21 protein-coding genes are annotated in these 20176 nt (G+C 69.8%); 16 read left to right on the top strand and 5 right to left on the bottom strand.

Annotation, left to right across the window (positions count from 1 at the left end; genetic code table 11):
• Nucleotides 1-111 precede the first annotated feature (111 nt).
• From C5B99_RS14945 to C5B99_RS14935, 3 genes are all read left to right on the top strand, one after another.
• Nucleotides 112-324: a helix-turn-helix domain-containing protein gene (locus C5B99_RS14945; protein WP_104243471.1), complete on the top strand. Its 213-nt coding sequence runs from the start codon at nt 112-114 to the stop codon at nt 322-324.
• 106 nt (nt 325-430) lie between these two features.
• The gene (locus tag C5B99_RS14940; protein ID WP_082775156.1) at nt 431-529 is read left to right on the top strand and encodes a 30S ribosomal protein bS22; all 99 of its coding nucleotides are present in this window, start codon (nt 431-433) and stop codon (nt 527-529) included.
• A 135-nt stretch (nt 530-664) separates the two neighbouring features.
• The gene (locus C5B99_RS14935) at nt 665-928 is read left to right on the top strand and encodes a glutaredoxin family protein (protein WP_104243469.1); all 264 of its coding nucleotides are present in this window, start codon (nt 665-667) and stop codon (nt 926-928) included.
• Nucleotides 929-953: 25 nt separating this feature from the next.
• Here the strand turns inward: C5B99_RS14935 and C5B99_RS14930 are convergent, their stop codons facing one another.
• Genes C5B99_RS14930 through C5B99_RS14920 form a run of 3 tightly spaced genes read right to left on the bottom strand, consistent with a single transcriptional unit; the run spans nt 954 to nt 3645 of the window.
• Entirely contained in the window at nt 954-1892 is a 939-nt protein-coding gene (locus C5B99_RS14930; RefSeq protein WP_104243467.1) for an FHA domain-containing protein, read from the bottom strand.
• Nucleotides 1893-1930: 38 nt separating this feature from the next.
• Nucleotides 1931-3118, bottom strand: a complete 1188-nt coding sequence (locus tag C5B99_RS14925; protein ID WP_258063383.1) for a M23 family metallopeptidase — start codon at nt 3116-3118, stop codon at nt 1931-1933.
• On the bottom strand, nt 3115-3645 hold the full coding sequence (locus C5B99_RS14920) for a hypothetical protein (RefSeq protein ID WP_146082018.1): 531 nt from the start codon (nt 3643-3645) through the stop codon (nt 3115-3117). The genes C5B99_RS14925 and C5B99_RS14920 overlap by 4 nt, the downstream gene beginning before the upstream one ends.
• Before the next feature lie 317 nt (nt 3646-3962).
• Here C5B99_RS14920 and C5B99_RS14915 point away from each other — a divergent pair, with 317 nt between their 5' ends.
• The 8 genes from C5B99_RS14915 (at nt 3963) to C5B99_RS14875 (ending at nt 12554) form a co-directional block, all read left to right on the top strand.
• On the top strand, nt 3963-4256 hold the full coding sequence (locus tag C5B99_RS14915; RefSeq protein ID WP_104243463.1) for a hypothetical protein: 294 nt from the start codon (nt 3963-3965) through the stop codon (nt 4254-4256).
• A 19-nt stretch (nt 4257-4275) separates the two neighbouring features.
• A complete protein-coding gene (locus C5B99_RS14910; protein WP_104243461.1) occupies nt 4276-5094 on the top strand; it encodes a hypothetical protein in 819 nt (272 codons plus the stop codon).
• Nucleotides 5094-6677, top strand: a complete 1584-nt coding sequence (locus tag C5B99_RS14905) for a hypothetical protein (RefSeq protein ID WP_104243459.1) — start codon at nt 5094-5096, stop codon at nt 6675-6677. Before C5B99_RS14910 ends, C5B99_RS14905 begins: the two co-directional genes overlap by 1 nt.
• Nucleotides 6678-6681: 4 nt before the next feature.
• Entirely contained in the window at nt 6682-8175 is a 1494-nt protein-coding gene (locus C5B99_RS14900) for an SCO6880 family protein (protein WP_104243457.1), read from the top strand.
• The gene (locus C5B99_RS14895) at nt 8172-9734 is read left to right on the top strand and encodes an ATP/GTP-binding protein (RefSeq protein ID WP_104243455.1); all 1563 of its coding nucleotides are present in this window, start codon (nt 8172-8174) and stop codon (nt 9732-9734) included. Before C5B99_RS14900 ends, C5B99_RS14895 begins: the two co-directional genes overlap by 4 nt.
• Nucleotides 9731-11491: a type IV secretory system conjugative DNA transfer family protein gene (locus C5B99_RS14890; RefSeq protein WP_104243453.1), complete on the top strand. Its 1761-nt coding sequence runs from the start codon at nt 9731-9733 to the stop codon at nt 11489-11491. The genes C5B99_RS14895 and C5B99_RS14890 overlap by 4 nt, the downstream gene beginning before the upstream one ends.
• On the top strand, nt 11488-11889 hold the full coding sequence (locus tag C5B99_RS14885; RefSeq protein WP_104243451.1) for a DUF4913 domain-containing protein: 402 nt from the start codon (nt 11488-11490) through the stop codon (nt 11887-11889). The genes C5B99_RS14890 and C5B99_RS14885 overlap by 4 nt, the downstream gene beginning before the upstream one ends.
• A 269-nt stretch (nt 11890-12158) precedes the next feature.
• Nucleotides 12159-12554: a type II toxin-antitoxin system HicB family antitoxin gene (locus C5B99_RS14875; protein ID WP_104243449.1), complete on the top strand. Its 396-nt coding sequence runs from the start codon at nt 12159-12161 to the stop codon at nt 12552-12554.
• A 104-nt stretch (nt 12555-12658) separates the two neighbouring features.
• Here the strand turns inward: C5B99_RS14875 and aspS are convergent, their stop codons facing one another.
• The gene (gene aspS / locus C5B99_RS14870; RefSeq protein ID WP_104243447.1) at nt 12659-13969 is read right to left on the bottom strand and encodes an aspartate--tRNA(Asn) ligase; all 1311 of its coding nucleotides are present in this window, start codon (nt 13967-13969) and stop codon (nt 12659-12661) included.
• 117 nt (nt 13970-14086) lie between these two features.
• On the opposite strand from aspS, the gene C5B99_RS14865 reads away from it, so the two are divergent.
• The 5 genes from C5B99_RS14865 to ccsB are packed head-to-tail and all read left to right on the top strand — an operon-like array spanning nt 14087 to nt 19154.
• Nucleotides 14087-14734: a histidine phosphatase family protein gene (locus tag C5B99_RS14865; protein WP_104243445.1), complete on the top strand. Its 648-nt coding sequence runs from the start codon at nt 14087-14089 to the stop codon at nt 14732-14734.
• Complete coding sequence (locus C5B99_RS14860; RefSeq protein WP_258063382.1) at nt 14731-15369, top strand: TlpA disulfide reductase family protein; 639 nt, start codon at nt 14731-14733, stop codon at nt 15367-15369. The genes C5B99_RS14865 and C5B99_RS14860 overlap by 4 nt, the downstream gene beginning before the upstream one ends.
• 53 nt (nt 15370-15422) lie before the next feature.
• Nucleotides 15423-16271 carry a cytochrome c biogenesis CcdA family protein gene (locus tag C5B99_RS14855; protein WP_258063387.1) on the top strand — a complete coding sequence of 283 codons (849 nt, stop codon included), beginning with the start codon at nt 15423-15425 and terminating at the stop codon, nt 16269-16271.
• Nucleotides 16255-18066, top strand: coding sequence for a cytochrome c biogenesis protein ResB (locus C5B99_RS14850; RefSeq protein ID WP_104243443.1), 1812 nt, complete (start codon nt 16255-16257; stop codon nt 18064-18066). The genes C5B99_RS14855 and C5B99_RS14850 overlap by 17 nt, the downstream gene beginning before the upstream one ends.
• A complete protein-coding gene (ccsB, locus tag C5B99_RS14845; protein WP_104243441.1) occupies nt 18063-19154 on the top strand; it encodes a c-type cytochrome biogenesis protein CcsB in 1092 nt (363 codons plus the stop codon). Before C5B99_RS14850 ends, ccsB begins: the two co-directional genes overlap by 4 nt.
• Here the strand turns inward: ccsB and C5B99_RS14840 are convergent.
• Nucleotides 19139-20152: an o-succinylbenzoate synthase gene (locus C5B99_RS14840; protein ID WP_104243439.1), complete on the bottom strand. Its 1014-nt coding sequence runs from the start codon at nt 20150-20152 to the stop codon at nt 19139-19141. The genes ccsB and C5B99_RS14840 overlap by 16 nt on opposite strands.
• Nucleotides 20153-20176 lie beyond the last annotated feature (24 nt).

Below are 20176 nucleotides of genomic sequence, written 5' to 3'. Positions count from 1 at the left end.
TGATTCGCTCTGGACCTTGTTTCTGCAGTGCTCTGGGCCATAAGGTGTTCAATTGACACTCACTTCACTTCCGTAACGCGCGGATCATCTGTCACCTTGGAGCTGCAACACATGGCAAACGACCTGTCTGATGTGCGGTTCCTGACCGTTGCCGAGGTGGCAGAACTCATGCGGGTCTCGAAGATGACGGTGTACCGACTCGTGCACTCCGGTGAACTTCCCGCGGTGCGCTTCGGCCGCTCGTTCCGGGTGCCGGAGTCGGCGGTCTCCGAGGCCATCAAGCAGTCCGGCCGCGGAGATGAGCTCGACCAGCACACTGCCTGAGTTCCGCTGGACACAGGGTTACCGGCAGGTGACGTGTAAGCTGACGCGAGCGATGCCGCAGCCCACCGCTGCGCACACCTCGTACTTGTAGATAAAGGATGTTCCTATGGGTTCAGTAGTCAAGAAGCGCCGCAAGCGCATGGCGAAGAAGAAGCACCGCAAGCTGCTTCGCAAGACTCGCCACCAGCGTCGCAACAAGAAGTAGTCGCGACGACGCAGAGCGCCGGGCCCTCGGGTCAGGCGTTTTCTGCGTTAAGGCGCCGCATCGCCGGTCGAGTGCTCGACCGGCGGTGACCTGCGCGCCTGCCGTCTCGGGGCACTCGTCTGCGAGACTCGAGGCATGACGGATGCGCGCGTTCCGAAGGTCACCTTCCTGGGCAAGCCGGGCTGTCACCTGTGCGAGCAGGCTGAGCCGGTGGTGCGGGAGGTGGCGGCTCGTCACGGCGCCGCGCTGTCGGTGCTCAGCATCCTCGACGATGAGGCCCTGCAGCGGCAGTACGGCGAGCTCATCCCGGTCGTCCTCGTCGACGGGGTGCAGCACTCGCAGTGGTTCGTGGAGGCCCAGCGGCTGGATGTCGCGCTCGCGGCTGCGTCCCGCGCGTAGGAGCGGCCGGTCGCTGCCAGGGCACTCAGCGAGCGCCGGCGGTCTCGGTGCTCACCCGGCAGCGGACGTCGCCGAGCCGCAGCTGCGCGCCGTCGGGGACGCGGTAGACGACCCCCGGCTCGAACGTCGAGGTGCGTCTCCCGCTGAGGTGCACGCCGTGTGTCGAGTGGTAGTCGGTGACGAGGATGCGGCCCGCGTGGTCGACGTCGACGAGCGCGTGGGTGCGGGAGACCGTGCTGTCTCGGCTGTCGACGCGAACCGGGATGCGGCCGTCGACGGGCGACGGGTTGCGGCCCAGCGCCGCGCTGCCCGAGAGGACCGCGCGTGAGCTGTCGTCGAACTCGATGACGAGGGCTCGGGGCGACGGCAGCGGTCGCGCAGACGCGCGACCCGCCCCCTGCTGCCTGGATCTCTCTCGGGATCTTCGGGAGAGCGTGGGCGATGGTGCGATCGGCTGTGGCTGCGGCTGCGGCTGCGGCGCTTCTCGACGGAGCTCGCGTCTGCCGGTCCGTCGACGCTCGCCCGCACCGTCCTCCGCGGGAACCGCCCTCGCTGCTCTGGTCGAAGTCTCGGCGCTGCGACTCAGCGGTTCCAGGGCGCCGCACTCCTGGCACCGTGTGTCGGCGGCGCTCGAGGTGCAGCCGCACGCGCGACACGTGCCGGTCACCACCACCGGCGCTGGCAGGTCCGGCTCGGTGCGGCCTGGCCCGTCCTCGGCGTCTCCGGGCTCAGCGGCGCCAGACGGATGCACCACCAGCGCGCGCATCCGGTCGCGCTCGTGCAGCTCGAGTCGGACGGGGCGTGCGATCGTCTGCGCGATGCGCGTGCACCGCGCGACGATGTCGGCGCGTGCCGCTTCGCGATCCGACGCGGAGATCCGGTGCACCACGGAGTTCCAGGACAGCTCCCCCTGGCCCTCGACTCCGAGCCGCGCGGTGATCCGCGGCCAGCGGGGCACCGCCATGCCGGGCTCCGCTGGGTCGGACCGTCGCCTCCTCGCCATCAGAAGCTCACCCCGCGGGACGCCAGGAACGGGAGGGGATCGACGCGACTGCCGTCGACGACCACCTCGAAGTGGAGGTGGCAGCCGGTCGACTGCCCGCTGGTGCCGGTGATGCCGATCAGCTGCCCCGCCGCGATCGTGGCTCCGACCCCGACGAGGTAGCCGTCCGCCTCCATGTGCAGGTACTTGGTGATGAGCCCCCCGCCGTGGTCGACGACGATCGTCCCGTTGCCGGAGCTGTCCGGTTCGGCCTCGATGACGGTGCCCGACTGCGCGGCCCAGATCTGGCCCCCGCAGCCGCCGGCGGCGAGGTCGATGCCGTTGTGCATCCGCCACTCGAAGTCGGTCGGATGGAACCTGTTGCCGAACGTGTCGGTGATGCCGCCCAGACCGGGAGCTGCCCAGCCGCCCGGGCTCACCGCCGTGCGGCTGCCGCCGTCAGGGGTGGCTGCTCCTGCTCCCGCCGCGCCGCATCCATCGCCATCCGAGCCGATCGCGCTGGCACCGGAAGCGAGTGCTCCGTCGCCGAGGCCCGTGCTGGACCCGCTGATCGTCTCGCTGACTGCGACGGCTGCCTGCCAGTACTTCGAGTAGTGCGCCGGATCGGCGTTGCCCTGCACGCGGTGAGCTGCCTCGGAGGGGGTGAGCGCGTCTCGCTCGGTCACCGCGAGCAGTGCTGCGAAGAAGTGGTCCGCGCTGATGCGCGGGTCCATCCTGTCGGAGTAGCTGCCCCATGCGCCGTTGTCGCGCTGCTGGAACAGGCCACGTGAATCAGGGCCAGCCTCGTCGCCGTGGTCGATGACCAGCAGTGTCGATTCGCCGATCGCGGTCATGACGCCGATGACCTGATCGCGCGTGCCGAGTCCAGCCGCGCGGCCCGCCAGCAGGATATGGGCCGCATTCGACAGCTGCGCGCCGGCGAACTCGACATGATCTGCGCCGATCATGGTGCTCACCTCGAGCGCTGCCGCGGAATTCGGCTCGGCTTCCATGCCCACGCTCGACTTCGCCTCGGGCCCAGCGTCGGAGAAGACGCCCGGCAACGGGAAGTCGGGCGTCGCGCAGGCGGCCACACCCACGAGCGCGGTGCTCGCGATGGCCGCGACCACGAGCGCGCCGAGCAGCAGACCCGGCGTGAGCAGGACCGCGATCGCAACGCCCCACCAGAGGCCGTTCCGGGTGCTCACGAGCTCGACTCCTTGGCCGTGATCTCGGCGACGAGCCAGGGCCCGGAGCTGCCGTCGCGCACGAGCAGCAGGCGGTAGGAACCCGACTCGGTCGGTGCGGTGACGTGAGCCAGGTACCCGCTCGTGTGGCGCTCGAGGTGAGTCGCGGCGGTCAGGAAGGCTCCGGGGATGGTGGCAGGGTCGACCGAGCTCAGCGCGGCCATCGCCGACGCCGTGAGATGCGGTTCCAGCGCTTCGAGCCAGGCGCGTCGTTCGGTCTTGCGGCTGAGGTACGCCTCGATGGCGGCAGATGCGACGGCCAGAGCCTCCGCATCCGAGGCCTCGTCGTGCGTCGGAGACGGCCCAGGGAGGTGCGTGTCGACGTGCTCATCCTGCGGTCCGCGGGCGAGCTGCGTCGGCACCGATGGCGAAGCTGGAGCGGTGGCTGGAGCGTGCCTCGGTACCTCGGCGGGCGAGCAGCCGCTCACGCCTGCGCTCACACCGAGGGCCATGGCGGCAAGCCCGGCGACAGCGATTCTTCGGCGCATGGAGCACCCCCTTCTCGCCGCAGACCGGCTGCGGCGAGGACCAATCTAGGTGGCTCGGGAGGCCCCAGATCGTGGCTGTGGATAACTCCTCGCAGCCCCCTCGACCGTGCGTAGAGTCCATTCCTGTACCGAGCCGGTGCACACGCCGACGAACCGTCTGAGGTCGTCGACCTGCCGGCTCATGTCCCCGGTGGGCCCACGGCGAGCTGACTCGAGCGCTCGCGGTTCGACTGCCCGGCGACGGCTCGAGCCCGCCGTGAGCGGGGCTGCCCTTCATCGCGCGTTCCCGCGTTCATCTCGACAGGAGACCACCGACCATGACGATCGCCGCACTCACCGACCTGCTGCTCGACGCATCAGCGCACCTCACGACGCTCCCCGACCCCGACCCCGTGCAGCCTCCAGGCACCGAGGGGCTCACGACGCTGCTCGGCTGGGTGAAGTGGATCGGTCTCGCCGTGTGCGTCCTGGGCCTCATCGCGGCCGGCACGATGATGGCGATCCAGTCACGCAGAGGCGAGGGCGGCGAGCACGCGGGGAAGATCGGCATGGCGCTCGGCGGCGTCATCATCATCTCGGCGGCGACCAGCCTCGTCGGCTTCTTCGTCTGATGCGGGGAGGGCGAGCATCATGCCGAGCGGCGGATCGTTCCAACGGCGGTCAGCGCAGCGCCGGAGGGCTTCCTCCGGGAGCCGGCCAGGGTTCATCGTCGCCGCGCTGGGCGTCGCCCTGCTTGTCGTGGCCGGCGTCGTGGTCTCCATCCAGGCCGCCTTCGGTGGCGGCACATCCGGAGGCGAGATGACAGTGGGCGACGGCCAGCGGGCATCCGCTTCGGCGGGTGCCACGCCTGCGGGTCCCGAGCCCGGGCCCGGTGATGCCGGCGCGGTCGCGGCCGCCTCTCCGAGCAGCTGCGGGCTGCGCGAACCGGAGCGGACCTCATTGCCTCCCGCTGACAGGCAGCTCCTGATCGCACCGGCGACCAGCTGGCGCGACGTCGACGTCAACCTGGCACCGAGCTCACCGGAAGCGGGCCCGGCGGCACTGCACGAGGACGGCTTCGGATACTGCTTCCAACGTTCAGCCGAGGGGGCGCTGTTCGCCGCCGCGAACTTTCTCGTGCAGTCGAACACTCCCGCGCTTCGAGCGCCGCTCCTCGACTACGCACTCGCCGCAGGCCAGCATCGGGAGTCCTTGCTCGCCGATTCGGGCTCGGGAGGCTCCGGCGTGCGACTCCAGATCGTGGGCTACCGGTTGCTTGCGTTCGACGGTGGCACCGCGCGCGTCGACGTCGCCCAGCGTGTGAGCGTCGACGGGACGACCAGCTTCATCGCCGCCGTCATCGACCTCGTCTGGGTCGACGGCGACTGGCGCATTCCGAGCGATGAGCCTGCTCCGGTGCGCCTGCAGTCGCTTGGCGACGTCGGCGGCTACGTGAGATGGAGCGCCTGATGGCCGACTGCGGACTCATGGACTTCGAGTGCTACTCCAAGGAGATCGCCTCGACGGTGTGGACTCGAACACGGGAAGCCCTCCAGAACGACATCAACGAGTGGATGGCCGAGCAGCTCTCGACTCTCGGCACGATGTGGGTCGACGTCCCGACGCCCGACCTCGGCACGACCGGCGCGCCCTCTGGCACGGCGCCGGCAGCGCCGACGGGCGACATCGAGACCCACCTCGGGACCGTCCTCGGCTACGTGAGCTGGATCTCGGGCACCGTCGCGGTCATCGGACTCGTCTTCCTGGCCGTCATGGTGGGGCTGCGCATCCGCTCAGGCGACGGCGTCCCCTTCCACGGACGCTTGTTCGCGGTGCTCGCTGGCGGGGTGCTCATCGCGGGAGCTTCGTCGCTCGTGTCGGCCCTCATCCCCACGGCCCCAGCGGCGGCGACCAACACTGCGACGTTCCTGCAGTCGTCGACGTGGTGGCTGGCTGGGGTCTGCGCGATCGTGTCGGTCATGATCGGCGGTGCTCGCATGGCCTGGGAGCAGCGCGCGAGGCCAGGGCAGGAGCTGCTGAAGAGCCTCCTCACACTGGTGGTCGTCGCCAGCGTCGGCCTCACGATCGTGTGGCTGCTCGTCCGCGCCGGCGATTCGTTCTCGACCTGGATCATCGACGAGTCGCTCGAATGCGACCTCGACGGAACACCGAACTGCTTCAAGGACAACGTCGGTGTGATGCTCGGAACCTCGATCGCCGGTGTCGCCGGCGCAGCAGGCGGGACTGCCGGTCCCGCCGCGTTCTCCGGGGTCGTGAACGGCCTCTTCATCGGGGTCATCGTCGGCCTCGTTTCCGTCGTCCAGGTGCTCCTCATGATCGTGCGAGGGGGGATGCTCGTGATCCTCGCCGGAATCCTCCCGCTGGCGGCCTCGGCGACGAACACCGAGCTCGGCCGGGGCTGGTTCCAGCGCTGCCTCGCCTGGCTCACCGCCTTCATCCTCTACAAGCCAGCCGCGGCGATCGTCTACGCCGCCGGATTTCGCATGACCGGGGCGGCCCCGAGCGCCGAGAGCGGCGCCGTGCTGACCACCTACACGGGGATCGTGATCCTCGTGCTCGCCATCGTCGCGCTCCCCGCGCTCATGCGATTCGTTACGCCCATGGTGGGCGCGATCGCCTCGAGTGGGGGCGGTGCCGCGATCGCCACCTCGGTCGCGGATCGGGTGCCAGAGGGCGCACGACCGAGGCCGGCCTCAGCACCCCAGGGGAGCAGCGTCCCGCGCGGCGGAGGGCGTGCCTCGACAGGCGGCGGCCCTGCGTCGCGCGGCTCAGGACCGAGCCCGCGGGCGGTGCCCGCTGCGGCGGGAACATCTGCGGCATCGCCGGGGAGCACACGCGCAGCCGCGTCGACGGGTACTGCCTCCGGCGGTGCGGCAGCCGCAGCGGGAGCAGGCAAGGCCCTCGCTGGGCCGTACGTCGCGGCAGCGATCGCAGGCGTTCAACCGTTGAAGAAAGCCGTCCAGTACGGCACTGACGCCGCGATCGCGGTCGCAGAACGGACAACAGGAGAGGACCCGAGCGGTGGTCGATAGCTCGATGACACGACAGACGCGAACCTACGGGAACTGGCGGAAGCCGACGTCAGCGGGACTGCTCGGTCTCGGCTCGGTGGGGACGGCGCTCCTGCTGGGCGGACTGGTGCTCGTCGTCGTGGCCGTCATGATCTCGGGCCTCATCGCTGCGCTCATCGTCGCCTCGGGGATCGGCGTCGCGCTCCTGATGCTCGTGGTGCGCGACGCGCACGGCAAGAACGCGCTGTCGCGGCTCGGAGCCCACTCAGGCTGGGGCCTCTCGCGGGCGAGGGGCGAATCCGCGTACCGGTCCGGTCCGGTCGGTCGAGTGCCGTGGGCGACGTTCCAGCTGCCGGGCATCGCAGCGCCGACCAGATTGAGCGAGCACGTCGACTCGCACGGCCGGCCATTCGCGCTGCTGCTGACGCCCGCGGTCGGCAGCTACACCGTCGTGTTCGGCACGGACCCGGATGGCGCGGCGCTCGTCGACCAGGAGCAGATCGACTCCTGGGTCGCCGAGTGGGGCCACTGGCTCTCCAGCCTCGGCGACGAACCGGGCATCGAGGCGGCGTCGGTGACGATCGAGACGGCCCCCGACTCCGGCTCTCGCCTCAGGCGAGAGGTCGCCATGAACATCGACCCCAACGCGCCGGCCTTCGCGCGGGCGGTGCTCGAGGAGACCGTCGCGGGGTACCCGGAGGGCTCCTCCACGGTGAAGGCCTTCGTCGCGCTCACCTTCCAGGGGGCCCTCCGAGTCGGTGCCAGAAGGAGGGCGCCGGACGAGATGGCGCGCGAGCTCGCGGCGCGGCTCCCCGGTCTCAGCGCGGGGCTCCAGGCAACCGGCGCGGGCGCCGCGCAACCGCTCACCGGGCAGGAGCTCTGCGAGATCGTCCGAGTCGCCTACGACCCGGCAGCCGCGGTGCTGATCGACGAGGCGCACGCCGGAGGGGAGATCCCGGAGCTCAGCTGGAGTGACGTCGGCCCGGCGGCGGCCCGCGCCAGCTGGGCCGGCTACCGTCACGACTCCGCCTACTCGACGACCTGGGCGATGACCGTCGCACCCAGGGGCAGCGTGCAGTCGAGCGTCCTCGCGCGGCTCCTCGCGCCCCATCGTGACATCGCGCGCAAGCGGGTGACGCTGCTCTACCGCCCCATCGACGCCGCCAGAGCAGCGGCACTCGTCGAAGCTGACCTCAGCGCGGCCCAGTTCAGGCAGACCTCCACCTCGAAACCCGCCGCGCGCGACACGCTCGCCGTCCGCGCCGCCGCCGCGACGGCAAGCGAGGAGGCATCCGGCGCTGGCCTCATCAACTTCGGAGTGCTCGTCACGGCGACAGTGCTCGACGCCGCCCACGAGCTCGACGCACGAGCGGCCGTCGACAACCTCGCCGCGACAGCACGCCTCCGCCTGCGCCCCGTCTACGGATCCCAGGACTCGGCCTTCGCCGCGGCGCTCCCGCTCGGCCTGGTCCTCAGCAAGCACCTGCGAGTGCCGAGCGAACTGAGAGAGAAGCTATGAGACGAGCACACGCCAGGTCACGCAAGCAGGCGACCCAGGAACGGGCGCGCCCACCCGAGCGGCCGGGACCCAGGGGCTGGAGCGGGAGCGGTCGGGGCGCATCCACCTACGTCCAGGCGCCCGACGAATGGCGCGGCACCACCGTCCAGGTGTGCGGTCTCTGGCCCTTCGCTGTCGGCACGGGAACTCCCATGATCGGGGTGCCCCTCGGGCGGCACACGCAGACCGGCGCGACCCTCTGCTGCGACCCCATCTCGTGGTTCCAGCGGGCGAAGCTCATCAGCAACCCCTCCGCGTTCATCCTCGGCAAGCCCGGGCTCGGGAAGTCATCGCTCGTGCGTCGCATGGCGACAGGCCTCGCCGGCTACGGCGTCATGCCCCTCGTGCTCGGCGACCTCAAACCCGACCACGTCGACATGATCACTGCCCTCGGCGGGCAGGTCATCTCGCTCGGGCGCGGACGCGGCTACCTCAACGTGCTCGACCCGGGAGAGGCGACGGCCGCCGCGCGGCGGCTCAGGGCGAGCGGCTTCGACGCCGAGGCTGGCCAAGTGCTCGCCGATGCGCATGGCCGCAGGCACACGATGGTGTCGGCCCTCCTCACGATCATGCGGCTCCAGCCGCCGAGCGATCGAGAGGAGACGATCCTCGACCGGGCACTCAAGTGGCTCGACCAGCACCACGACGGCGTGCCCGTTCTCGGCGACCTCCTCGAGGTCGTGCGTGCAGGCCCCCCGGAGGTGCGCGCGGTTGCGCTCGACCGCGGAGACGACAGCAGGTACAAGGCCATCACGGAAGACCTCGAGGCCTCCCTCATCGGGCTCGTCGGCGGAGGCAGGCTCGGCGAGACGTTCTCCCGCCAGACCACCAACCCCATGCGACGCGACGCGCCAGTCGTGTACGACGTCTCGTCCATCGACGACTCCGACGTGGACCTCCAGGCGGCCGCGCTCCTCGCCTGCTGGTCGGCCGGGTTCGGCACCGTCAACGTCGCGAACGTGCTCGCGGATGCGGGGCTCGAGCCCCGCCGGCACTACTTCGTCATCCTCGACGAGCTCTGGCGCGCGCTGCGAGCAGGCAAGGGAATGGTCGACAGAGTCGACGCCCTCACTCGCCTCAATCGCCAGCGCGGAGTCGGCATGGCAATGATCTCGCACACCATGAGCGACCTGCTCGCGCTGCCCACCGAGTCAGAGCGGATGAAGGCGAAGGGCTTCGTGGAACGCGCCGGCATGGTCATCTGCGGCGGACTGCCGGGTGCCGAGATGCCGCGCCTCACCTCCGCGGTGCCCCTGTCGCTCGCAGAGCAGGAACTTCTCATCGGCTGGCAGGACCCGCCAGCCTGGGACGCGGCCAGCGGCAGAGAGGCCGAGCCACCGGGGCGAGGCAAGTTCCTCGTCAAGGTCGGCGGCAGGCCTGGCATCCCGGTCGACGTGCAGCTCACCGCCGCAGAGGCGAGCATCAACGACACCAACAAGCTCTGGCACGAGCCGAGCCGTGTGGCCGGGCTGGGCCCGGAACCGTCAGCTGGTCTCGACCCGGAGCGGATACGGCGATGAGCGCGCCGCGAAAGCGGGGCCCGGGCGGCATGGCTGCCGAAGCCGTGCTGCTGTGGATCGGACTCACCGCCGCCGTGGTCGCCATCGGCGGGACCAACCTCTCCGTGCGGGTCGCCGCGAACGTCGAACGCCCGAGCGAGCCGCTGCCCGACGACGTGTTCGCGCTGTTCTTCGGGGTGCTGCGGGGGAGCGTCCGCTGGAGTGCCACCGCGACCGGGGTTGCGATGGCGCTCGCGCTCGGTCTGGCGCTCGCGGTCTCGGCGACGCTGCTCCTCGCTCGCGGGCATCGCACCGGCAGTCGACGCCTCGACCGCTCTGCGGCGCTCCTCGGGCGGGGCCGGGAGATCGCAGGCATCAGCGCCCGCGGGGCGCGTGCGAGCAGCCAGCGCCTCGGCGTCGCGGGCCCCATCGGCGTGCGGCTCGGCACGAGCCTGCCGGGCGGCTCACCCGTCTTCGGCAGCTGGGAGGACATGCAGATCAACATCAGCGGCCCGCGAACCGGGAAGTCGACGGCCTTCGCCATCCCCGCAATCGTCGAGGCGCCGGGAGCCGTCATCGTCACGTCCAACAAGCGGGATGTCGTCGACGCCACCCGGGGCGTGCGCGCCGAGGCCGGGCGAGTCTGGGTGTTCGACCCGCAGGGTGTTGCAGGCGACGCCGCAGAGTGGTGGTGGGACCCGCTCAGCTACGTCACCGACGAGGTGCAGGCGGGAAAGCTCGCCGAGCACTTCGCGAGCGGATCCCGGGAGCCGGGCTCGAGGGCAGACGCGTTCTTCGACCCAGCTGCGAAGGATCTCCTCGCCGCGCTCCTCCTGGCAGGGGCCCTCGCAGGCACCCGCATCACCGAGGTGTACCGGTGGGTGACGCGGCCCGGTGACGACGATGCGGTCGGCATCCTGCGGGATGCGGGGTACCGCCTCATCGCCGACCAGCTCGAGGGGGTGATCAGCGCGCCCGAGCGCCAACGCGGCGGCATCTACGGCACCGCGCAGCAGATGGCGTCCTGCCTCACCAACGGCGCGCTCGCCCCGTGGATCACAGCGAGCGGGGAGTTCGACACGAGGCCGCAGTTCGACCCGCACGAGTTCGTCCGCGGAACCGACACGCTCTACTCGCTGTCCCGTGAAGGACAGGGGACAACAGGCCCGCTGGTCACCGCCCTCACCGTCGCCGTGGCCGAGGCAGCGGAGGAACTCGCCTCCGCCTCACTGTCCGGACGGCTCGCTCGGCCGCTGCTCGGCGTCCTCGACGAGGCCGCGAACGTCTGCCGCTGGCGAAGCCTCCCCGACCTGTACAGCCACTACGGCTCGCGGGGCATCGTGCTCATCACCATCCTGCAATCCTGGTCGCAGGGCGCCGAGGTCTGGGGCGAAGGCGGCATGCGCAAGCTCTGGTCGGCGGCCAACATCAAGATCTACGGGGGAGGCGTCAGCGAGGCGGCCTTCCTCGACGAGCTCTCCAAGCTCGTCGGCGACCACGACCGCGAGCTCTCCTCGCTGAGCTATGGACGAGGCCACCGCACCGTCTCGAAGCAGCTGCATCGAGAGCGCATCCTCGACGTCGCCGAACTCAGCGCGCTCCCGCGCGGGCGTGCGCTCGTGCTCGCATCCGGCAGCCGCCCCACCCTCATCAGGACCAGATCGTGGATGCAGGGTCCGCACGCCGCGCGCATCCGCGCGTCGATCACCGCGCACCAACCACGCGGCGACGCCGCAGGACGCGACGGGGCTGAACGCGGAGAGGGGACACTGCCGTGAATCAGGAGCAGAGCCAGGGTGGCACCTCGAGCGAACTCGCGCGGGCTCCGGGACCGCAGTTCGCGTGCCTCGCCGACTTCGTGGCCGAGTTCGTCGCTCGGAGCTGCGCGCGCAGAGTCGACGGCCGGACGCGCGTCTGGTCGGCGCGCTGGTGGGACTCCCCGGAAGCGGTGCTCCGCCTCGGCGGGCTCTGGCAGGCGTGGGAGGAGCTGAAAGGGGTGCCCGGAGGTGCGTCCCTCTGGTTCCGAGACCACGCCGACTACCACCTCGGGGTGCTCTTCAGCCCAGACGGACCCTTCGAGGCGAGCCCCGACGTCCGCGAGAGCACCAGCCGCCGCGGCGACGACCTTCCCTGCGCGCCACCACCGCCCGGTCACGAGGTCTCCCGACGACGCTGACCCATGCCCCGAACGCAGCAGAGCCGCTCGAAATTTGTCAAGAGCTATTGCCAGTATCCGTCTATACCTCTGGACAAACATGTGAAACGCTTGGACCTTCTCCGGCGACTGCGTCGACATGCAGCCGAACAGCGACTCGAGATGGTGCTCACCGAAGGCGCCAGCCACACCAAGGTCGTGATCGGGGGCGCGAGGACCGTCGTGCCGCGTCACAGTGAGATCAACGAGCGGACGGCAAGAGCCATCCTCAGACAGATGGGAATCGAACGATGAAGGTAACGGCGCGGGCGACCCGTTCCGGTTCCTGGTGGGCCGTCGAGGTGCCAGAGGTGCCAGGACTCTTCACGCAGGTGAAGCGCCTCGAGCACGTCAGGGAGCAGGTCGCGGACGCGGTCGAGCTCCTCGAAGGTGTTCCAGCGGCAGACGTGCAGATCGCGCTCATGCCAGTGTTCGACACAGCGACGGATGGCGTTGTTCACGGCGCGCAGGACGCGGCGGCGGCGGCAGCCGCTGCCCAATCTGTCGCCTCACGCCGCATGCGGTCGGCCGTGGCCCGCCTTCGCGACGAGCAGCTCACGATGCGAGACATCGCAGAAGTCCTCGGCATCAGCCACCAGCGCGTGTCGCAACTGGCGCAGGACGCCGGCGTCCGCGAAGCGGGCTAGCGCTCAGTCGACCGCGGTGCTGCGCGCCCCGAACGCAGCAGAGCCGCCCGCGATCACGCGCGGACGGCTCTGGGGAAACTCGGCAGGGCAGGCTGCCGGGTGGCTTACGGCTGCAGGCGGTTCGGGCCGCGGAACAGGTACGTGACCTCGCGCAGCGTCGTCTGGTGCAGCATCAGCATCAGGATGCGCGCGAAGCCCATGCCGAACCCACCGTGGGGCGGTGCGCCGTAGCGGAAGAAGTCGAGGTAGAAGCCGAGCTCGTCGACCTCCATGCCCTTCTGCTTCGCCTGCTCCTCGAGCACGTCGACGCGATGCTCGCGCTGAGCCCCCGTCGAGATCTCGACGCCGTTCCAGATCAGGTCGTAGCTCTTCGTGAGCGACTCGTCGCCCTCGTGGCGCATGTGGTAGAACGGCCGGATCGAAGCCGGGTAGTCCGTCAGGAACACGAACTCGTGACCGAACGTCTCCTGTACGTGCGCCGCGATCTGGCGCTCGCCCTCAGGGTCGAGGTCCAGGTCGTTGCGCTCGAGCTTGTGGCCGCGGGCCTCGACGATCTCTCGAGCCTCCAGCAGCGGGATGCGCGGGAACGGCAGCGACGGAACGACGATGTCGACGTCGAAGAGCGCCTTGATCTCCTCGCCGTGGGCGTCCTTGACCGCCTGCAGGCCGGCAACCATGAGCTGCTCCTGCATCTGCATGACGTCCTCGTGCGACTCGATCCAGCTCACCTCGGCGTCGATGCCCGTGAACTCGGTCGCGTGGCGCGACGTGAACGAAGGGTCAGCGCGGAACACCGGTCCGATCTCGAAGATCTTGCCGAGGCCCGAGCTCATCGCCATCTGCTTGAAGAACTGGGGGCTCTGCGCGAGGTACGCGCTCGTGTCGAAGTAGTCGACCTTGAACAGCTCGGCCTTCGACTCGGACGCCGAGGCCATGAGCTTCGGGGTGAACAGCTCGACGTAGCCGTTCTCCACCCAGTAGGTGCGGAACGCGTGCGCGAACGTCGTCTGGATGCGGAAGATGAGGGCGTTGCGCGGGATGCGCAGGTCCAGGAAACGCCAGTCGAGGCGCTTGTCGATCGACGTGTCCTCGGCGATGGGCGTCTCGGGGAGCGCCGCGGTCTCGACGACGATCTCGTCGACCTTGACCTCGAGGCCGCCGAGCTTCACGCGCTCGTCGGCCTTCTTCTGGCCGCGCACGGAGATGAAGCTGCCCTGGGCGAGCGCGGAGATCGTGTCGGAGATCGCCTCGCGGCCCTCGGCGCGCGGGTTCACGAGCTGGACGGCGCCGCTCTCGTCGCGGAGGACGACGAACTGCACCTTCTTCTGGTCTCGAACCGTATCGACCCACCCCTGCACAAGCACGGGGCCGTCTTCGAGCGTGGAAAGGGAGGAGATGAGGGCGCGATCAGTCACCTCGCAAGGGTACCCGAGGCGCAGACGCGTGCGAGCGGGAAGACAACAAGGCACAGCTTGGGGTGCGGATGCGCATCCTGTGCCGCAGTGTCGGTGGCGGTTCGTAGACTGGAGCGCATGGCGGCACAGCGAATCCACCTCGTCCGCCACGGCGAGGTCGAAAACCCCAACGGGCTCCTCTACGGGCGCCTCCCCGGCTTCGGCCTCTCCGAGCTCGGCGCGCGCATGGCGCGCGTCACAGCCGAGGACCTGCACGCCAGGGCCGTGCCCGCCACCCGCCTCGTCGTCTCCCCGCTGCAGCGCACCCGCGAGTCGGCGGCACCCATCGCCGAGCTGTTCGGCCTCGAGCCCGTCATCGACGAACGCGTCATCGAGCCGACGAACGCCTTCGAGGGGCGACGGATGACGGGCAGATACGGAGCCCTGCGTCGCCCTGGCTCGTGGCCGAAGCTCGTGAACCCCCTGCGCCCGAGCTGGGGCGAGGCGTACAAGTCCATCGTCGCCCGCATGCGAGAGGCGGTGCTCGACGGGGCCGAGCTCGCAGATGGCGGCGATGTTATCGTGGTCTCTCACCAGCTGCCGATCTGGATGGTGCACCGCGCGCTCTCGAAGGAGCCGCTCGCGCACAACCCGAAGCACCGGCGGTGCTCGCTCTCGAGCATCACGACGCTGGAGTACCACCCCGCAACCGGCTTCGTGGAAGCCGACTACCGCGAACCGGCGGCGCACGAACTCGGCGCCGCCACCGATGAGGGAGCCGTGTGACCATCCGCTCAGAGAGCGTGAAGACGTCGCGCTTTCCCCGAACCCTCCGTGCAGCCCTCGCGACCGCGGGCGTCGCCACCATGCTGGCGCTCGCCGCCTGCTCCGGAGACGAGCCGCTCGCCCAGGACTACGCCGCCGGGGGAGATCAGGGCTACGTCGCGGGCGACGGCAGCTACGAGATCTTCCCGGCGGGCGAACGACAGGACCCGATCCAGTTCGGTGGCGTCACCGAGTTCGGAGACGAGCTCTCCAGTGAGGATCTCGCGGGCTCCGTCACCGTCGTCAACTTCTGGTACGCCTCCTGCCCGCCCTGCCGCCTCGAGGCCCCCGACCTGCAGGCAGCTTGGGAAGAGCACGAAGACGACGGCGTGAAGTTCGTCGGCGTCAACATCTACGACCAGGCGGCGACCGCCAAGACCTTCGCCGAGACGCAGGGCATCACGTACCCGTCGATCCTCGACGTCGACGACGCGAGTGTGCGACTCGCCTTCGCCGACAACGTGCCTCCCCAGGCCATCCCGTCCACGCTCGTGCTCGACGCCGAGGGTCGGGTCGCTTCCGTCATCCGCGGGCCGATCGACCCCTCGATCCTGAACTCGATGATCACCGACACGCTCGCAGAGAGCAGCAAGTGACGACCCCCCTGCTCGCCTCCTCCGCGCTGACGGCGATCGCCCCCGGCAGCGCGGTGGGCGAGACGATCGTGAGCGGCCAGCTCTTCCTCGCGATCCCGCTCGCCGTCCTGGCCGGCCTCATCTCCTTCGCCTCCCCGTGCGTGCTGCCGGTCGTGCCCGGCTACCTCGGGCTCGTCGGCGCAGTGGCACAGGATGCGCCGGCCAAGGTCCCCGCTCGCCAGAGCGTCGGAGCGCACTCGGGTCCCGCAGCCGAGTCCTCCTCACGCGCATCGCGACTCGCTGACCAGCCCGAAGCGAAGCGGGGCCTCCTCGCCCGCCTCACGACCGGACGCGGCCGAGTCGCGTTCGGCGCGACGCTGTTCGTGCTCGGCTTCACCGTCGTCTACGTCCTCTCCGGCGCGGCCTCCGGGCTGCTCGGATTCTGGCTCATGGAGTACCAGCGCGTCATCATGCGGGTGCTCGGCGTCGTCGTCATCGTCATGGGCGTCGTGTTCATCGGCCAGGTGTCGTTCATGCAGCGCACCGCGCGCATGAAGTTCGCGCCGTCCGGCCTGCTCGGAGCGCCCCTTCTCGGCATCGTCTTCGGCGTCGGATGGGCTCCGTGCCTCGGGCCGACGCTCATCGCGATCAACTCCCTCAGCTACCAGTTCGCCTCCCCCGGCCGGGGAGCGCTCCTCGCGTTCTTCTACTGCATCGGCCTCGGCCTCCCGTTCATCCTCGTGGCGCTCGGCATCGGCCGCGTGACGACGGGCATCAACTGGGTGCGGAAGCACATCCGCACTATCAACCTCGTCGGCGGCGGCATCCTCATCCTCATCGGGTTGCTCATGGTGATCGGCGTCTGGCAGCACTTCATGTCCGCGTTCGCGGCGACGATCGGCGGCTATGTCCCGGCCCTCTGACCACTTCGACGCGGGGAAGGACGGCTTCGAAGCCCGCGACCGCGAACCGAAGAAGACCGCATCAGGCGCCGCGCGCGCGAGCATGCCGAACAAGCCGGGCGACATCAAGAAGCCCGGCCGCGCATCCGCGCTCGTCGCCTGGCTTCGCACTGCCTGGCGTCAGCTCACGAGCATGCGCACCGCGCTGCTCCTCCTGCTGCTGCTCGCCATTGCCGCCGTGCCCGGCTCGCTGGTGCCGCAGCGCTCGAGCGACCCCAACGGGGTCATCGTCTACCAGGACACGTACCCGGACATCGCCCCGTTCCTCGACGACATCGGCATGTTCGACGTGTACAGCTCCCCGTGGTTCACGGCGATCTACCTGCTGCTCTTCGTCTCGCTCATCGGCTGCATCATCCCGCGCATCAAGCACCACTGGGATGCGCTGCGCTCGAAGCCGCCGAAGACTCCCGCGCGTCTCTCGCGGCTCGACGCCTACTCCACGCAGGTCCTCGACTCGTCGCTCGACCCGAAGCGCGGCGCCGTCATCGACGAGGCCGCCAAGCTGCTGCGCGACAAGAAGTACCGCACCGTCATCTTCGATGAGGGCAAGCGCGGCATCTCCGTGTCCGCGGAGCGCGGCTACCTGCGGGAGACGGGCAACCTGGTCTTCCACTCGGCCATGGTCGGCATCATCGTGGCCGTCGGCATCGGCGGTGGCTTCACCTGGTCCGGGCAGCGTGTGCTCGTCGAGGGCCAGACGTTCGTGAACGGCCTCGTCAGCTACTCGTCGTTCAACCCGGGACGATTCTTCACGCCGGACGTGCTCGCGCCGTTCTCGATGCGTCTCGACTCCTTCGACATCACGTACGAGGAGGAGAACCAGAACGCCATCGGGCAGGCCACCGACTACGCGGCGAACGTCACCGTCAACACTCCGGGCGGCGAGCCGAAGACCGAGACGGTGCGCGTCAACGACCCGCTTCGCTTCGCCGGTACCGACAGCTACCTCCTCGGCAACGGCTACGCCCCCGAGATCACGGTGCGCGACCCGGACGGCAACGAGGTCTTCTCCGACTTCGTCCCGTTCCTCCCGCAGGACGCCTTCCTGACCTCCATGGGCGTCGTGAAGGTCCCGGATGGGCTCGACGAGCAGATCGGCATGCTCGGCTTCTTCTACCCCTCAGCGGTCGAACTCGAGTCGGGTGCGCTCACCTCGAACCATCCCGACCTCCGCGACCCGATGCTGACCCTGAACGTCTACTCGGGTGACCTGGGTCTCGACGACGGGGTCCCGAGGTCCGTGTACACGCTCGACACGGATACGCTCACGCCCATCGCGGCGCGCGACCTCGACTTCAAGCCCATCGAGCTCCGGCCGGGTGAGACCGCCGAGCTGCCGAACGGCCTCGGCACGATCGAGCTCGGCGAGGTTCCCCGCTACGCGTCCTTCGACGTGCACGAGGACCCGACGCAGATACCGGTGCTCATCTTCGCGATCCTCATCATCGGCGGCCTCTTCACGTCACTGCTCGTGCCGCGGCGCCGCCTCTGGGTGAAGGCCACGACCCGCTCCGACGGCACCGTGCTCGTCGAGTACGCGGGCCTCGCACGTGGAGACGACCCGCAGCTGGCCGCCTCGGTCAATGATCTCCTCGACGCCCACACGAGAAAGATCGTAGGCTTAGCGGAACCTGCGTCGCCGGCCCGCGCCGCCGGGGCATCTCAAGGCCCCGAGGCCACCCAAAGCTCACCATCTGGCGCCGGCAGCCAAGGCGCGGCGCTCGCCTCTTCTCCCACTCAGGAAGCTCCATGATCGAAACGCTGTCCAGCTGGTCGAACCTGCTCCTCTACGTCGCGATGGCGGTGTACTCGATCGCGTTCATCGCCTTCGCCATGGACCTGGCCGGTCGCAGCGCACGCGCAGCCGAACGCTCCGAACGGCAGTCGGCGGTCGGAGCGACCGCCGCGCGCCGCAATGCGCTCGTCGGCGCGACAGCCCCGGCAGGAGCAGCCGCGCATGAAGGCGTCGCGGCAGACCGCGACGTGTCCGAGCCGGCCAGCTACACGATGGAGGACCCCGCGAGCTCGGTGTCTCTCGCGTCCACGCGCACCGAGTCGGGCGACGCCTGGCGCGACACCCGCGCGACGCCGTCGCTGCGCATCGCGATGTGGCTGACCATCGCCGCGTTCGTCGTGCACCTCGCGGCGACCACCCTCCGCGGCATCGCCGCTGACCGGGTGCCGTGGTCGAACATGTTCGAGTTCTCCATGACCTCGACGCTCCTCATCGTGCTCGTCTTCCTCCTCGCCCGCTTCTGGGCCGACGTGCGCTTCCTCGGCACCTTCATCACGGGCTTCACCGTCATCACGCTCGGCATCGCCACGCTCGGCTTCTACGTCGATGTCGTGCCGCTTGCGCCCGCCCTGCAGTCGGTGTGGCTCGTCATCCACGTGTTCGTCGCGTCGCTCGCGACCGGCTGCCTCGCGATCGGCGCGGGCCTCAGCGCCGCGCAGCTCCTGCAGACTCGTCGAGTTGCGCGCGTGCGTGCCGGTCTGCCCACGAAGCTCAAGCTCCTCTCGGCGCTGCCAGACGCGGTGCGCCTCGAGAACCTCGCCTACCGCATCAACATCATCGGCTTCATCCTCTGGACCTTCACCCTCATGGCGGGGGCCGTCTGGGCTGAGCGCGCCTGGGGCCGCTACTGGGGCTGGGACACCAAGGAAGTGTGGACCTTCATCATCTGGGTGGTCTACGCGGGCTACATCCACGCTCGTGCCACGCGTGGCTGGCGCGGAACGCCGTCGGCGTGGCTTGCCATCGCGGGCTTCGCGACGGTCATGTTCAACTTCGGCGTCGTCAACGTGTTCTTCAAGGGACTGCACGCCTACTCGGGGATCTGAGCAGACCCTCCGGCGAGGAGGGCATGGCAGCGGCGGAGCCGTTCCCTCCACCATTCCTGCCGTTCGGCAGGGGAGGCGAGCCGCTTGAGCGCGGCTTCGTCGACCGTGACGGGGGCGAGCGGGATGCGCCCGGCGCGCGGGCGGAGCGGCTCGATCACGACATCCTCCGCGAGCAGCGACGCCGTTCCGAGGCCCGCGTCGTGGCGAGGCGCTGGCAGGGCTGCGGCGAGCTGTGCTCCCATCGCGATGCCGACCGAGGAGTCGAGGGCGCTCGACACGGTCGCGGGAAGCCCCGCCGACGCGACGATGTCGACCGCGCGGCGGATCCCGCCGAGGGGCTGCATCTTCACGACGACCACGTCAGCTGCGCCGAGGCGCGCGACCTCCAGGGGGTCATCGGCCTTCCTGATGGACTCGTCGGCGGCGATGGGCACCTCGATGCCAGCGTCCCGCAGGCGGCCCCTGAGCTCGCCGAGCTCGGCGGTCGTCGCGCAGGGCTGCTCCGCGTACTCCAGGCCGAAGCGGGCCAGTGCCCGGAGAGCGGTGACGGCGTCATCGACCGACCAGCCGCCGTTCGCGTCGACGCGCAGCCGCGCATCTGCGCCGAGGCGCTCGCGCACGCCGGCCACCCGGGTGATGTCGTCGGCGAGCGTCTGCCCTCGCTCGGCGACCTTGACCTTGGCCGTTCGGCAGCCGTCGAAGCGCGCGAGCACGCCGTCGAGCGCGGCCTCCCCGACGGCGGGCACGGTCGCGTTGACCCAGATCTCGCCCTCCGCGTGACGCTCGAGGGTCTCATCGAAGCCGAACTCGATCGCGGCGCGCAGCCAGTTCGCGGCTTCCGCGTCGCCGTACTCGAGGAACGGCGAGAACTCGCTCCACGCGACGGTGCCGCGGATGATCGCCACCTCGCGTGCATCCACCCCTCGGAATCGGGTCACGAGGGGAAGCGTCACGATGTGCGTGCGGTCGAGGAGCTCGTCGATCTCGGGCAGCTGCATGCCGCCATTGTCTCGCGCGGTCCC

Origin of the sequence: Pseudoclavibacter sp. Z016 (genome assembly GCF_002931215.1) — a bacterium.
Lineage (GTDB): Bacteria > Actinomycetota > Actinomycetes > Actinomycetales > Microbacteriaceae > Pseudoclavibacter.
Note: the sequence above shows the minus strand (reverse complement) of the source record. Positions and strands in the feature narration are given on the sequence as shown.

What these genes read in the sequence shown, in the direction of transcription:
- C5B99_RS14900 (WP_104243457.1), top strand. Translation starts at nt 6,682, where the DNA reads ATGACACGACAGACGCGAACCTACGGGAACTGGCGGAAGCCGACGTCA.
- C5B99_RS14840 (WP_104243439.1), bottom strand. Translation starts at nt 20,152, where the DNA reads ATGCAGCTGCCCGAGATCGACGAGCTCCTCGACCGCACGCACATCGTG.
- C5B99_RS14865 (WP_104243445.1), top strand. Translation starts at nt 14,087, where the DNA reads ATGGCGGCACAGCGAATCCACCTCGTCCGCCACGGCGAGGTCGAAAAC.
- C5B99_RS14930 (WP_104243467.1), bottom strand. Translation starts at nt 1,892, where the DNA reads ATGGCGGTGCCCCGCTGGCCGCGGATCACCGCGCGGCTCGGAGTCGAG.
- C5B99_RS14850 (WP_104243443.1), top strand. Translation starts at nt 16,255, where the DNA reads ATGTCCCGGCCCTCTGACCACTTCGACGCGGGGAAGGACGGCTTCGAA.
- ccsB (WP_104243441.1), top strand. Translation starts at nt 18,063, where the DNA reads ATGATCGAAACGCTGTCCAGCTGGTCGAACCTGCTCCTCTACGTCGCG.
- C5B99_RS14915 (WP_104243463.1), top strand. Translation starts at nt 3,963, where the DNA reads ATGACGATCGCCGCACTCACCGACCTGCTGCTCGACGCATCAGCGCAC.
- C5B99_RS14875 (WP_104243449.1), top strand. Translation starts at nt 12,159, where the DNA reads ATGAAGGTAACGGCGCGGGCGACCCGTTCCGGTTCCTGGTGGGCCGTC.
- C5B99_RS14940 (WP_082775156.1), top strand. Translation starts at nt 431, where the DNA reads ATGGGTTCAGTAGTCAAGAAGCGCCGCAAGCGCATGGCGAAGAAGAAG.
- C5B99_RS14935 (WP_104243469.1), top strand. Translation starts at nt 665, where the DNA reads ATGACGGATGCGCGCGTTCCGAAGGTCACCTTCCTGGGCAAGCCGGGC.
- C5B99_RS14910 (WP_104243461.1), top strand. Translation starts at nt 4,276, where the DNA reads ATGCCGAGCGGCGGATCGTTCCAACGGCGGTCAGCGCAGCGCCGGAGG.
- C5B99_RS14890 (WP_104243453.1), top strand. Translation starts at nt 9,731, where the DNA reads ATGAGCGCGCCGCGAAAGCGGGGCCCGGGCGGCATGGCTGCCGAAGCC.
- C5B99_RS14895 (WP_104243455.1), top strand. Translation starts at nt 8,172, where the DNA reads ATGAGACGAGCACACGCCAGGTCACGCAAGCAGGCGACCCAGGAACGG.
- C5B99_RS14905 (WP_104243459.1), top strand. Translation starts at nt 5,094, where the DNA reads ATGGCCGACTGCGGACTCATGGACTTCGAGTGCTACTCCAAGGAGATC.
- C5B99_RS14920 (WP_146082018.1), bottom strand. Translation starts at nt 3,645, where the DNA reads ATGCGCCGAAGAATCGCTGTCGCCGGGCTTGCCGCCATGGCCCTCGGT.
- C5B99_RS14945 (WP_104243471.1), top strand. Translation starts at nt 112, where the DNA reads ATGGCAAACGACCTGTCTGATGTGCGGTTCCTGACCGTTGCCGAGGTG.